Origin of the sequence: Pseudoalteromonas sp. P1-16-1b (assembly GCF_001401785.1) — a bacterium.
In the GTDB taxonomy this organism is placed as follows: Bacteria; Pseudomonadota; Gammaproteobacteria; order Enterobacterales; family Alteromonadaceae; genus Pseudoalteromonas; species Pseudoalteromonas undina.
In genome coordinates, this window is sequence record NZ_LKGQ01000008.1 from 40,212 (window position 1) to 54,268 (window position 14,057).

General features: G+C 40.7%; 11 protein-coding genes. 8 read left to right on the forward strand and 3 right to left on the reverse strand.

Going from position 1 to position 14,057, the window contains the following annotated elements; genetic code table 11:
- Positions 1 to 35 precede the first annotated feature (35 nt).
- Both AN392_RS07855 and AN392_RS07860 read right to left on the reverse strand, forming a co-directional pair.
- Positions 36 to 842, reverse strand: coding sequence for an META domain-containing protein (locus tag AN392_RS07855; protein WP_055012397.1), 807 nt, complete (start codon positions 840 to 842; stop codon positions 36 to 38).
- Between the two features lie 125 nt (positions 843 to 967).
- Positions 968 to 1,534 (reverse strand): alkylphosphonate utilization protein, encoded by a 567-nt coding sequence (locus AN392_RS07860; protein ID WP_010391720.1) that lies wholly within the window; start codon positions 1,532 to 1,534, stop codon positions 968 to 970.
- A 265-nt stretch (positions 1,535 to 1,799) separates the two neighbouring features.
- On the opposite strand from AN392_RS07860, the gene AN392_RS07865 reads away from it, so the two are divergent.
- The 7 genes from AN392_RS07865 to AN392_RS07895 all read left to right on the forward strand — a co-directional run bounded on the left by AN392_RS07865 (position 1,800) and on the right by AN392_RS07895 (position 10,823).
- Positions 1,800 to 3,074, forward strand: a complete 1,275-nt coding sequence (locus AN392_RS07865) for an EAL and HDOD domain-containing protein (RefSeq protein WP_055012398.1) — start codon at positions 1,800 to 1,802, stop codon at positions 3,072 to 3,074.
- 53 nt (positions 3,075 to 3,127) lie between these two features.
- Entirely contained in the window at positions 3,128 to 3,736 is a 609-nt protein-coding gene (locus tag AN392_RS07870) for a paraquat-inducible protein A (RefSeq protein ID WP_010391723.1), read from the forward strand.
- A 63-nt stretch (positions 3,737 to 3,799) separates the two neighbouring features.
- On the forward strand, positions 3,800 to 4,174 hold the full coding sequence (locus AN392_RS07875) for a hypothetical protein (protein ID WP_055012399.1): 375 nt from the start codon (positions 3,800 to 3,802) through the stop codon (positions 4,172 to 4,174).
- A 108-nt stretch (positions 4,175 to 4,282) separates the two neighbouring features.
- Positions 4,283 to 5,587, forward strand: a complete 1,305-nt coding sequence (locus tag AN392_RS07880; protein ID WP_055012400.1) for a TolC family protein — start codon at positions 4,283 to 4,285, stop codon at positions 5,585 to 5,587.
- A gap of 10 nt (positions 5,588 to 5,597) precedes the next feature.
- Positions 5,598 to 7,097 (forward strand): efflux RND transporter periplasmic adaptor subunit, encoded by a 1,500-nt coding sequence (locus tag AN392_RS07885; protein WP_055012401.1) that lies wholly within the window; start codon positions 5,598 to 5,600, stop codon positions 7,095 to 7,097.
- 8 nt (positions 7,098 to 7,105) lie between these two features.
- A complete protein-coding gene (locus AN392_RS07890) occupies positions 7,106 to 10,222 on the forward strand; it encodes an efflux RND transporter permease subunit (RefSeq protein WP_054202639.1) in 3,117 nt (1,038 codons plus the stop codon).
- 145 nt (positions 10,223 to 10,367) lie between these two features.
- Positions 10,368 to 10,823, forward strand: a complete 456-nt coding sequence (locus AN392_RS07895; RefSeq protein ID WP_010391728.1) for a hypothetical protein — start codon at positions 10,368 to 10,370, stop codon at positions 10,821 to 10,823.
- 70 nt (positions 10,824 to 10,893) lie between these two features.
- Here the strand turns inward: AN392_RS07895 and AN392_RS07900 are convergent, their stop codons facing one another.
- Positions 10,894 to 11,400 (reverse strand): glycine cleavage system protein R, encoded by a 507-nt coding sequence (locus tag AN392_RS07900; protein WP_010391731.1) that lies wholly within the window; start codon positions 11,398 to 11,400, stop codon positions 10,894 to 10,896.
- Between the two features lie 421 nt (positions 11,401 to 11,821).
- Here AN392_RS07900 and AN392_RS07905 point away from each other — a divergent pair, with 421 nt between their 5' ends.
- Positions 11,822 to 14,056 (forward strand): ABC transporter permease subunit, encoded by a 2,235-nt coding sequence (locus AN392_RS07905; RefSeq protein WP_055012402.1) that lies wholly within the window; start codon positions 11,822 to 11,824, stop codon positions 14,054 to 14,056.
- Position 14,057 lies beyond the last annotated feature (1 nt).

A 14,057-nucleotide genomic window follows, 5' to 3' on the forward strand; every position in this document is an offset into this window, starting at 1 on the left:
ATTTGCTTAGATGTGGGGTATTGTTACGTTCTTAATCAAAAGTAAACAGCGTTAAAGGTAGCAAGTTGGTTGCCTGCCTCATTTTGTAATACTAATTTTTCACCATTAATTTGCCATTGCGTTACTGCCTGAAGCACAGCCGCCATCGCGCTTTCTTGTTCCATATTGTCATGACACATTTTTTGCGTGGTAGCTAACTGCGTAAAAGTCACTGCTTGCTTCGATACTTCATAACCGCCATTAAAGTTATTACATCCTAAAAAGCCGTGTACGGTGTTATCACTATTAAACTGAATAAATGGTTCTTTGGTATTCACTACAACGGGGTTGCCATCGATTGAAACGGCTTTGAAATAGGTGTTTACTAAGTCAACGTCTGGCTTTGGCGCTACTTTTGAAACAATAATTTCTAAAGGCTCTGATGAGGCCGTATTATCAAAAGGCGAGTTACTCGTTGTGCTGGTGTATAGCAAGTTTCCTTGATTATTAATGGTTGCACGCACGCTATAGCGGTGAGTTGGGTCAATCTTTTCAAGGTTATACTCAAGCTCTACTTTATAAGGCGGTGCGCCTACTAAATCAATTACCTGCTCAGAGATAACCGTTGCTGCCACATCCATTTTTGACACATCAACCAAGGTAACGGTTAGCTGTGAATTAGGCGCAATTAGGCTGCGATCTAAGTAACTAACTTGCACAGGTAAGGTGGTCATTGTTTGCGCCACAGCACTATTTTGTTGTGCTGCGTCATCGTTACATGCGCTCAGCATAAGTGTGCCACTTGCTAGAAAACACAAGCCTGCAATCGACTTTAACATTGAATTTGGCTTCGATGAGAACATAAGAGTTCCTTGATGGAGTATGGTATGAGGTCGCTAGCATACGGTTGAATTGCTTAATCATTGCTTAACTAGCAAATAAAGAAAGTCGAGATATAAAAAAGGCGCTAGGCGCCTTGATTTATTACTTATTTTTTTACGTATTTAGTTAAAATTACAATACGCTGTCCATCAACACGTCCTTCAATATGTTCAGGGTTGCTGGTTAAGCCAATATTGCGCACGGCTGTACCGCGCTTTGCTGTTAAGCTGCTACCTTTCACATCTAAATCTTTTATTAACGTGACGGTGTCGCCAGCTTGTAGTACTACACCATTGCTATCAATGTGTTTAATATCATCATCTTCAGCAAGCGCTTGCTGCGCCCATGTTAATGTGTCTTCTTCAAGGTAAATCATATCTAGCGCGTCTTGTGCCCATCCGTTATCAGCTGCTAACTGAGTCAGCATGCGATAAGCAACAACTTGTACCGCAGGTGTTTGACTCCACATACTGTCATTTAAGCAATGCCAATGGGTCGGGGTTAAATCGCTATTGCCTTCAATTTGATCTTTACATGTTTGACAGGTGTAGATGCATTTATCTGAATGAGCTTCGGTAACAGGAGGAACTTCGTATACAGTTAGGTTGTCTGTTGCTGCGCAGAGTTCACATTGGTTACTGCTACGTTCTATTAAGGCTTGTTCAATGCTCATATAAGGGACTCTTTTTTGTGAGTTTATAAAAAATTAATAATCGCATTATACCTTATAACCATAACCTTTGGGTATGCTTAGAGCAGTTGTAAACTCAAAAACCCTATAAAAAATGAGGATACTAATAACTCTGCTCTAGGGTTATAAATTTAGTCTTATTTGTTTGTTTTTAATCTAATTAAAATTGCAGCAAGTCTTTAAAGTTTCACTATACTGGTTAAATAATAAAAAATAATGATGACATCACTGTTAAGTAGGAAGGTTAATGCCAAATAATCTAGAGGTAAAAAATTCATCTATTTTGGTTACTCAATATATTGCTAGGCAACCAATTTTTGACGGTGATAAAAGTATTTTTGCTTATGAGTTGCTCTATCGCGATTCAGTTAATAATGCTTTTCCTGTAGGAACAACTGACGGGCAAGCCACTGGGCGACTTTTTTTTAATGCGCTAATGCTGGTTGGCATAGAAAAGCTAACGCTCAATCAAACTGCGTTTATTAATTTATCGAGCGAGGGGCTTTTAGAGGATTTGCCTAAATTATTACAGCCTGAGAATACTGTAATTGAAATTGTTGAGCGCACTGAAAATATAGAGCTTGTTGTTGAGAGAGTGACAGAGTTAAAAAAAGCAGGATATGTATTTGCGTTAGATGACTACGACTCACATGAAAAATGGCAACCATTACTCAGTTTGGTTGATTATATTAAGCTTGAAGTTGAAGAGCCCGTAATAAAAACCAGCATGTTGCTGAAAAAGCTCAAACGCAATTTTCCTAATATTAAAATAGTGGTAGAGCGAATTGAAACCTATGATGAATTTAGGCAGCTTAAAGAGGTTGGATGCGATTATTTTCAAGGGTTCTTTTTTGCACATCCAGAAATGTTAAGTTACAACAGTATCGAACCTCTAAAAATGGCTGTTTTAGACTTACTGCGTTGCACATCCCGCACAGATTTAGACTTTAATGAAATTAATCTACGCATTTCTAAAGATGTCGGTTTGACTGCACGCGTCCTAAAACTAGTGAATGCTCGCTCTGCTAATAAAAATTTAGTGATAACGTCTATTCCTCAGGCGGTTGTGTATTTAGGGGAAGATTCTATTAGAAAGTTTGTACGAGTATTGGCGCTAAGCGAACTTGGCTCAGACAAGCCCAGTGAACTTACTCGTTTAGGCTTATGTCGAGCGCAGTTCATGCAAATAATTTTAGAACCAGGCGGAAAAGTCATTGCAGAACAAGGTTATTTAGTCGGCTTAATGTCGGTGCTTGATGCTATTTTAGATATGGAGCTGGAAGCTATTGCTAAAGAGTTTAGTTTAGGGGCTGAGTTATCCGGTGCACTATTAAGTTTTGAAGGCATGATGGGTAATTCTTTACATTTAATAAAAGCGGTAGAGGAAGATAATTGGCAATTGGCTAAAAAGTTGTTAGAAACTATTCGCCCAGCCTCGAATATTGAGACCGTATTTAGCGCCATGTTGGATGCACGCCAGTATGCGGATGAACTATTGGCCACTATTATTGAGCAAGACTAACGCAAAACGTTTGGGTATGATTGGCACATATTGATTTTACTTAGTATTACACCATGCGTTTATTTTTACCTATTACCACTATTTTAATTGCCTTAGCTTTATTAATTCCCGGGGTGACTCAGCCCGTACTGAGTATGGAAGGTAAAATTGATAAGTCTAAACTTGCTGAGGCGGGCATTGAAATGTTGGCAGATGAAGGGAATCAAAACACCCGTAATATGCTAATGATGATCTCGAGTATGTTGGGGTTAGATAAACTTGAAGGCGAGATCAGCGCTTATCAAAAAACGCGCAGTATTTGGGGCACCGTTAACGAACTGGCCGATAACAAAAACTACTTAGTGGCGATATTAGTGGCGTTTTTTTCAATGGTGATCCCAACAATTAAGCTGCTGCTTCAATTGTTGTATTGTGTGCTGAAGGAGACTTCGTTTAAGCACAATCTTGGTAAGGTGATTATCGGTTTAAGTAAATGGAGTATGGTGGATGTGTTTGTTATTGCATTAATAGTGGCTTACATGGCTGGTAATGCAAACGCGAACTCAGAAGATTTACTTAATATGCATGCTGAGTTTGGTACTGGTTTTTGGTATTTTACCGGCTATTGCTTGTTCGCCATTGCGGCCAGTAGCTTCATAAAGCCAGTAGTAAAAACCAGTTAATTATTGAGTTTTAAACACAGTTCCCATAAACTTTAAACGTCTATTTATTTTTAGGTTAATTCATTGCAACGTATTTACTGTATTTTACTCACGCTAACTTTGCTACTCACTTTTGTGGGTCAAGCCGTTGCGTCTGTATCTATGGTATGTGATATGCCGCATACGAACATGGCAACCCATGCATCGATGCAGCATAGTAAGATGGCAATGAGTGACGACGCTGATACAACAACCCTGTCTATGGATTGCTGTAGTGAGCAAAGCACGTTAACCCAAGATTGCAGTTGCCCGATGAGTGCTTGTAGTTCGCATTCAGCCTTGCATGTAAACTCACTATTTATAGCCTCCAAATTACCCTCTGAAAAAGTGCAACATGCTGTAATACAGCATCAAGTTAACTTTGCACGTTCTCTTTACCGTCCTCCTATGCCTGCATAATCGCAGGGTAGGTGTATTTAAAATTTAGTTATTTAGCTTATTGTCATCTATCTGCTTATAAATTTAATCGTTTTCATTCGTTATTTTTAAATTTAAGTGGAGCAAGTGATGAATCACTTCGCAGTATTAAAATCCGTGTGTATAAGTAGCTTGTTGAGTATTAGTGTCTCTGTACACAGTGCTGAACTAGGTTTAAATGAGGCAATTAACTATGCCTTAAACCATGAGCCCTGGCTTAAAGCTAGCAAGCAAAAACAATCATCAATTGAAGCAAAAAGTATTGCTGCAGGAACCTTACCTGATCCAGTGCTTACATTAGGGTTAATGAACCTACCAACTAATGGTTTTGCTTTTGATCAAGAAAATATGACCCAATTTAAGGTGGGAATTAGCCAATCACTGAGCCGAGGCGATAGCCTAGCACTTCAACAAAAGGCCCTTTCTCAGTCAGCTGCAGCAGAGCCTTGGCTGCGCAAAGATAGACTCGCGCAAGTAAAAACCATAGTTACTGAGTCATGGCTCAATGCTTATAGAGCGCAACGAAGCATTGCACTAATTGAGCAAGATAAAGCTTTGTTTACCCAGCTCATTGATATTACAGAATCAAGCTATGTAAGCTCGGTGGGCAAAACACGCCAACAAGATATTATTCGAGCGCAATTAGAGTTAACCCGCCTTGAAGATAAATTAATACAACTGGAGCAGCAGCTACAAGGTGCTAAAAAGCGGCTAACACAATGGTTGCCTATCGCTATGCTGAGCCAGCCTGTCAGTGATGACTTTTCAGAGCTTACAGCATTAAAAAACTACACCGAGTTAGAGTATCAGCAATTAATGACCATGCTATTAAAGCACCCTGCAATTATGGCAATGGATAATGCAATAGTGGCAAAGCAAACTCAAATTAGTGTGGCTGAGCAAGGCTATAAACCGCAAATTGGCGTTAATATGGGGTACGGTTATCGTGATGACATGCCAATGGGTGGCTCGCGAGCAGACCTTTTCTCTGTGGGTATAAGTATTGATTTACCGCTGTTTACCGATAACCGCCAAGACCAACTAGTAAATGCTGCCATTGCTGATAGCGAAGAAGCTAAAACACAAAAATTAATAGCCCTTAAAAAGCTACAAGGGATGTACTTTAAGGAAGTTAGCCAGTTAGCGCGGCTTCATCAGCGCGCCGAGCTTTATCAAGCCAAGCTGCTGCCGCAAATGGCTGAGCAAGCTCAAGCGACCCTAAATGCCTACACTCGCGATGATGGTAATTTCTCAGATGTGATGCAAGCGCGTATTAGTCAATTAAATGCCAAGATAGACGCCCTAAACATTCATGTTGATCAAAAGATAATTATTGCAAGGTTAAATTATTACGCCAGTGCTGATGATACCAGCTTAAAAAACACACCACAGTAGGAGCCGAGCTATGAATACTAATTTAAAATTATTACTGGTGGCTATATGTAGTGCGGCATTAACTACGGGGATATTATTAAGCTTACCTAGTGAGCACTCTATGCCAACTGACAGTAAAGCCAGTAGTAAAAAAGAGCCGCTTTATTGGGTGGCACCTATGGATAGTAATTATCGTCGTGACGAACCTGGTTTATCGCCCATGGGCATGGATTTAGTGCCTGTTTACGAAGAGTTAGACAGTGGCGCAAATGAAGGGCCTGGCAGTATTAAAATTTCACCCACAGTGATTAATAATTTAGGTGTGCGCACCGCCCCTGTTGCGTTTGCTGCACTTGAAAATGAAGTTAACACGGTAGGTTATGTGCAATACAACCAAGACCAGCTAATTCATATTCATCCGCGGGTAGAGGGATGGGTCGAAACCTTATACGTTAAAGCCGCGGGTGATCAGGTTAAACAAGATGAGCCACTTTATACCTTATATTCACCACAGTTAGTGAATGCACAAGAAGAATTTGTGTTGGCGTTAAAGCGCAATAATCCGGTGCTAATTCGTGCCGCTAAAGCCCGATTAAAATCGCTCAATGTGTCTGATGGCTTCATTTCACGCCTGCAAAAAAGCCAGCAAGTACTGCAAAACATAACGTTTTATGCCCGCCAAGGTGGTGTTGTTGATGAGCTTAATATTCGCGAAGGATTTTATGTTAAACCTGATACCTCAATGATGAGTATTGCTCAGCTTGATGAAGTATGGGTTGAGGCTGAGGTATTTGAGCGCCAAGCAGAACTTATCCGTGTTGGCTTGCCTGTAACCATGACACTCGATTATTTAAGTGGTCAACGTTGGCAAGGGCAAGTGGATTATATTTACCCTACCTTAGATGCTAAAAATCGTACTTTAAGAGTGCGTTTGCGCTTTGATAACCAAGGCCATCAGTTAAAGCCTAATATGTTTGCTCAAGTCAGTATTCATAGTCAAGTAGCTGAAAAACATTTAATCGTACCTAAAGAAGCTGTTATTCGCACTGGTAGCCAAAACCGTGTTGTAGTTGCACTTGGGGAAGGTCGTTTTAAATCGGTCGAGGTAACTTTAGGGCGAAGTGATGCGGCGAATACCGAAATTTTATCAGGTGTTATGGCAGACGATGAAGTGGTTACTTCAGCACAGTTTTTAATTGATTCAGAGTCGAGTAAAAATTCTGACTTTAAACGTATGCAAGCAGTCTCGCATAACAGTATGCAAATGAGTGATGCCAACCCAAATACGGCAACTGTGAATGGAGTAATTAATAGTATTGATGCTAATAATCGAATCGTGAATATCAGCCGTGAGGCAATTGAAAAGTGGGGCCGAGGACCTGCAACAATGGACTTTATACTAGCAAAAAATGTAATGACTGAGATGCTTAAGCCTAATGATGAAGTTACTTTTACCTTTAGCATTGAGCAAGGTGAATTTGTGATTCATACAATAACGCCTGTGCATGCTACGCACAGTCAGTATCACTAGGAGTGGTTATGATTACTGCAATTATTCGCTGGTCTGTTGTTAACCGTTTTTTTGTTTTATTACTGACCGCAATACTGGTTGGTGGCGGCTTGTTTGCTGCAAAAAACACGCCTGTAGATGCCTTACCCGACTTATCAGATGTACAGGTTATTGTTAAAACCTCTTATCCCGGGCAAGCGCCGCAAGTAGTGCAAGATCAGGTTACATTCCCGATTACCACGGCAATGCTATCGGTACCTGGGGCGCAAACAGTACGCGGTTTTTCTTTCTTTGGCGACTCCTACGTGTACGTTATTTTTGACGAAGACACCGATTTATACTGGGCACGAAGTCGTGTTCAGGAATATTTAAGTCAAGTATCTGCCCGTTTGCCTAGTACGGCAATTGCAGAGCTTGGCCCCGATGCCACCGGCGTTGGATGGGTGTATTTATATGCACTCACTGATACCACCGGTAAGCATGACCTAAGCCAATTACGCAGTTTACAAGATTGGTTTTTAAAATTTGAACTGCAAACTGTACCCGGTGTGTCCGAAGTGGCATCGGTAGGCGGCATGGTCAAACAATACCAAGTAAACGTTCAGCCCGATAAGCTTCGTGCTTATGGTATTCCGCTAAGCCTTATTCAAACTGCCATTAAGCAAGGCAATCAAGAAATGGGTGCATCGGTAGTTGAGATGGCAGAAGCTGAATACATGGTAACCAGTACTGGCTACGTAAAAAGTGTTGCTGATTTAGAAGCCATTCCTTTAGGTATAAACGCTAACGGTACTGCACTACAGTTACGTGATGTTGCTAATGTGCGTTTAGGTCCGCAAATGCGCCGCGGTGTTGCCGAGCTTAATGGCGAAGGCGAGGTGGCAGGTGGCGTAGTGGTTATGCGTTTTGGTGAAAACGCGCAAAAAACCATAGAGCTCGTTAAAGCTAAATTAGAGTCACTTAAAAAAGGGCTACCAGAGGGGGTTGAAATTGTACCTGTGTACGATCGCTCTCATTTAATAAAAGACGCAGTTGATAACCTCACTTCTAAATTGATAGAAGAGCTTATTGTAGTGGCTTTAGTGTGTGTGGTGTTTTTATTCCATGTACGCTCATCGTTGGTGGCTATTATTACCTTACCGTTAGGCATACTCACCGCTTTTATTATTATGTACTGGCAGGGTATTAACGCCAATATCATGTCATTAGGCGGGATTGCTATAGCGATTGGTGCTATGACCGATGGTGCGATTGTGATGATTGAAAATATGCACAAGCACATGGAGAAAAAGCCACTAACAGATGAAAACCGTTGGCAAGTGGTGATTGACTCTGCCAGTGAAGTTGGGCCTGCGTTATTTTTTAGCTTATTAATAATTACAGTGAGTTTTATGCCGGTATTTATTTTAGAAGCTCAGGAAGGACGAATGTTTGCGCCATTAGCGTATACAAAAACCTATGCAATGGCAGCTTCTGCTGGATTAGCAATTACCTTAGTACCCGTACTGATGGGTTATTTCATTCGTGGTAAGGTGATATCTGAAAATAAAAACCCAGTTAACCGTTTACTGGTAAATAGTTATAAGCCGCTGTTAAATCTAGTATTAAAATTTCCAAAAAGCACCTTGCTGATTGCGCTAGTTATCACTTTAGTGGGCTTTTATCCGATAAATAAAATAGGCAGTGAATTTATTCCACCTCTTGATGAGGGGGATCTAATGTATATGCCGACTACTTACCCAGGAATTTCAATAGGTAAAGCGCGCGAGCTATTGCAGCAAACCGATAAATTGATTGCCACTGTGCCCGAGGTAAAAACCGTATTTGGTAAAATTGGACGAGCGGAAACGGCAACCGATCCGGCACCACTGACCATGATTGAAACCTTTATACAGTTTAAGCCTAAGGCTCAGTGGCGCGAAGGCATGACCACTGAAAAGCTCAAACAAGAGCTGGATGCTTTAGTTAAGTTTCCTGGGTTAACTAACGCTTGGGTAATGCCAATTAAAACGCGGATAGACATGCTGGCTACTGGGATTAAAACCCCTGTGGGTATAAAAGTCGCGGGCCCTAATTTGAATGAGATTCAAAAAATAGGTCAACAAATAGAGGTGTTACTTAAAGATCTTCCCGGTACGGCGTCTGTTTATTCAGAGCGTGTAGCGGGTGGACGTTATATTAAGGTAGATATTAACCGTGAAAAAGCAGCGCGCTACAGTTTAAATATTGCTGATGTGCAACAAGTAGTCGCAACCGCTATTGGTGGTATGAACGTGACTGAAACGGTTGAGGGTCAAGAGCGCTACCCGGTTAATCTTCGTTATCCGCAAGCGTACCGTGACTCCCCTGAAGAACTGATGCTTTTACCTATTGTTACTCCAACGGGTCAACGTATCGCACTTGCTGATGTGGCGGATGTATTTATTAGTGATGGCCCACCTGGAATAAAAAGTGAAAATGCCCGTTTAAATGGTTGGAGCTTTATTGATATTAAAGATACCGATATTGGTAGCTATGTAGCAAATGCCCAGCAGTTACTAAACGAGCAGCTAATTTTACCTGCTGGATACTCTATAACTTGGGCAGGGCAATACGAATACATGGAGCGTGCCAAAGCCAAACTGAGTTATGTGTTACCGCTTACCTTAGCCATTATCGTAGTACTGCTTTACCTTAACTTTAGAAGTTTCACCGAGGTATTTATTATTATGGCGACTTTACCACTGGCGATGATAGGCGGTATCTGGCTAATGTACTTAGAAGGCTTTAACTTCTCTGTTGCTGTGGGGGTCGGCTTTATTGCCCTTGCTGGGGTGGCCGTAGAAATAGGCGTTATAATGTTGGTGTATTTAAACCAAGCCTATAAAGCGCAGGTAGAGGCTGCTTCTAAAATGGGTAAAAGCTTGAGTATAGAGCAGCTTAAACAGGCGATACTAGAAGGTGCGGGTCTACGAGTACGTCCGGTAATGATGACAGTGGCAACCATAGTGATTGGCTTATTACCGGTGCTTTATGGCACAGGCACGGGTAGTGAAGTAATGAGCCGAATAGCCGCCCCCATGGTTGGCGGTATGTTTAGCGCCATTGTTTTAACATTGCTGGTATTGCCTGCTGTGTATTTATTGTGGCGAAAGCGCAACCTATAATATTTACACTGATTGTGTAACTTGTACTGAAAATATCAGTACAAGTTAGGCAATCCTTTCTTTATCTACTGATTTTATTGCATTTCTTATTGGCATGATTCACGCATCTATTTAATCAATAGGTTTTAAAAAGTAAGGAACGCACATGCAAGTTAAAACAATTCAAGAAGTGTTCGATTGGACCGTTCAGTTTCATACACAAATGGCGGCTAATTTTTTTAGCGTAAGGGATTTACTTGGAGAGCATAACAAACAGTTAATCGATTATTGTGTTGAGTATGAAAAAAAACTCGCTGAGGATTTAATTGGCTTTAAAGCAATCACTGAAATAAATACTTTAGATACATACTGCTATGAATATTTTTCAGAGCACTCAGAAATCATCAGCTTTACTGATTTAGACCGCAGTAATGAGCTAGATGAACTAGCGATTCAAGAGTATTTATCTCAGCAGCATCAAAAAGTATTAAATGCATACAGTTATTTGGCAGATAAAGCGCAGTCACCAGAGGCTCAAGAAAAGCTAGGGGAGATCTTACAGCTCGAAGAGCAAGGTTTGAAGCAGATGATGCAAAGTATTAATCGTCATGCAGACATGTAGCACTGGGTGTTATGCATAAAAAAGGCGCTATAATTAGCGCCTTTTTCGTGTTCATGATAATAGAGCTGATTTAACTTTGCTCTACATCAACCACTAAGTCACTCGTAATTGACTCAAGTGCATTAATAACTTCTTCTTTATTCAATCCGTTAGGCAGGCTCACGGTGGCAACAGCACTAAATATAGGCACTCCCCAGTTTGGCGCACTTTGCTGCCTAGAGTTTAAGTTTGTAATGTTCGCGCCTTTATGGCGAATAACACTTGCTAGCTCTTGCACTATACCAGGGCGATCGTTACCGGTGATCACAAAGTTAAGTTGCTCAAGCTCTACAGGCTCAATTTCAGTGTTGCCCTTTTCAATGCGAACATCTAACTTAGGAAGCCCATTGAGCGCATTTTGAAATGTCTGTAAATGCTCTTCAGCCACTTCAACCTGTATAATGCCTGCAAAGTGCCCGAGTAAGTGACTCAAATTACTGCTTAACCAATTGCCATGGTTTTCCAATATAACCGATGAAATACTTTCTACTAAACCGGGGCGATCTTCCCCTAAAATAGTTATTACCAACTGCTTCATAATAGTTCTCTTTTTAAGCCCAAATGAAAAAATAAATGCATAGGCATTAAGTGATGCTATCTAATGTATGTGATTCTAAATGTATGTAAAAGCTAACCACAAAAGGATTGTTACATCTTAAGAGGTTACTTTGTTGTTGTTATATTAGATGCCCATAGAGTATTGTCTTGGATAAATAGTTTGTCCAATTAATAATTGATTTAGTTCATTAAGAACGTATAAATAAATACAATCACTACTACAAACAATACTTTAATCTTATTTAAAATCGTGATTTTGCTTAAAATCCACTCATAAAGCTGAAAGTTTAATCTGCAAAGACAAACAGACCCTATATAAGTAAAGAATTATTACGACTGTAACATTACTGTCACTTTGATGAAATATAATGCGCCCAACGTTAAGATATAAGGGTGTTTTGATGACTTCAAATCCGAATAAACCGACTTTTAATACGGATCGAAGCCGTCTATTTAAAGACCGGTTTGCTAAGTTTGGCATAACCGCAGGCGGTATAATGGTATTAATAGCACTGCTATTGATCTTCTTTTACCTTCTTTATGTAGTGCAGCCTATTTTCGAGTCAGCTAAAGTTGAAAAACGCGCTAGCTTTAATGTTGCTAATGCTGAGCAAATAGTAGGGCTTGGTGTTGAGGAGCAAACTGAGGTTGCTTATTTACTTGATGATCAAGGTCAAGTTAACTTCTACAGTGTTGATAAAGCAAAGTTTGGTAAAAAACTAAAAACACTTAATGCTACTTTACCCGCGCAGGTAACCAGTTTTGCAAATAGTGCTCCTTTTCAAGGGCATTATGCGTATGGTTTAGAAAATGGCACAGTGACAATTGTAGCACCTAAGTTTTTAGTCACCTTCCCTAATAATGAGCGTAAGCTAACTCCGCGTTTAGGTTATCCACTGGGTGAAATGGCACTCGAAGTTGATGAGCAAGGTGCCGCTATTAAGCGTTTTGCCTTTAGCCATTATGAAGACAAAACAGCCGTTGTGGCACTTACTGCCGATAAACGTGTGGTATTTAGTAGCTTTGTAGCCGAAGAAAATATGTTTACCGGTGAAGTTGAATGGCAAGTAGAGCGCACCGAGCTTAACGTTGATGGTCGCGTAGATGAGCTATTAATGTCGCCAGATACCACCCGCACATTTGTTCGTTCTGCCAATCAAATTTACGTATTCGATACCCGCTACCCAAGTGAAGTTGAGCAAATTCAATTATTATCTGCCAATGAAGAAAACGCGAATATAGTGTCATCGCAACTATTGGCTGGTGCAAACTCACTGATGTTGGCCAATGATAACGGTGAAATATCCCAGTGGTTTGAAATCAACACAGACTCAGGGCGTGAATTTCAAAAAATCCGTTCGTTTGAAACTACCAAACAAAGCAAGCTGAATATTTTTACTGAGTTTTATCGTCGTACCTTTTTTACAACGGGTCAAAATGGTGAATTAGGGCTTTATTACACCACCAGCGAAGCAAAGTTATGGCAAGGTAAAGTCAGTGATGGTGAAATTGAACAGTTTGCTATTGCTCCGCGTTCAAATGCGGCGCTAATTTTAGCTGATAACAAGCTGACGGTTTTAGAAATTCATAACGAGCATCCAGAAGTAACGTGGTCAGCGCTTTGGCAAGAAGTATGGTACGAAGGCTACCCTGAGCCCGGCTATATTTGGCAATCTACTTCTGCCAGTGATGATTTTGAATCGAAGTTTTCACTAGTGCCAATTTCATTTGGTACTTTAAAAGCTGCTATGTACGCAATGTTATTTGCTGTACCTATTGCTATTTCAGCCGCTATTTATACTGCTTATTTTATGTCGAGCGAATTGCGCCGTGTGGTAAAGCCAACGGTTGAAATAATGGAAGCTCTGCCTACGGTAATACTCGGCTTTTTAGCTGGCTTGTGGTTAGCGCCTTTAATTGAAGAGCACTTGCCGGCTATTGTTGGTTTACTGGTGTTACTGCCATTGGGTATTTTAGCAACCGCTTTAGGCTGGAATAAATTACCTGCGGTTATTCGCCATAAAATCCCTGAAGGTTCACATTCAATTTTATTAATACCAGTGGTGTTATTTATTGGTTGGTTGTCGTTTGCGATGAGCGAAAGTATTGAGTTATGGATGTTTGATGGCAATGTGCGTCAATACCTAACTAATGAATTAGGCATGACCTTCGATCAGCGTAATTCATTAGTAGTGGGTATCGCGATGGGCTTTGCGGTTATTCCAACTATTTTCTCAATTGCCGAAGATGCGGTATTTAGTGTGCCTAAACATTTATCAAATGGCTCGTTAGCATTAGGTGCTACGCAGTGGCAAACCCTAATTCGTGTGGTGTTATTAACCGCCAGCCCAGGTATTTTTTCTGCAGTAATGATGGGATTAGGCCGTGCCGTAGGCGAGACTATGATTGTACTTATGGCTACCGGTAATACCCCAATTATGGATTGGAGTATTTTCCAAGGCATGCGTACCTTAGCCGCTAATATCGCCGTCGAAATGCCTGAGTCGGAAGTAGGGAGTTCGCATTACCGAATTCTATTCTTAGCCGCCTTTGTATTATTCATATTCACCTTTATTTTCAACACAGTTGCTGAGTTTGTTCGTCAGCAGCTGCGTGAAAAATACAGCTCAATGTAAG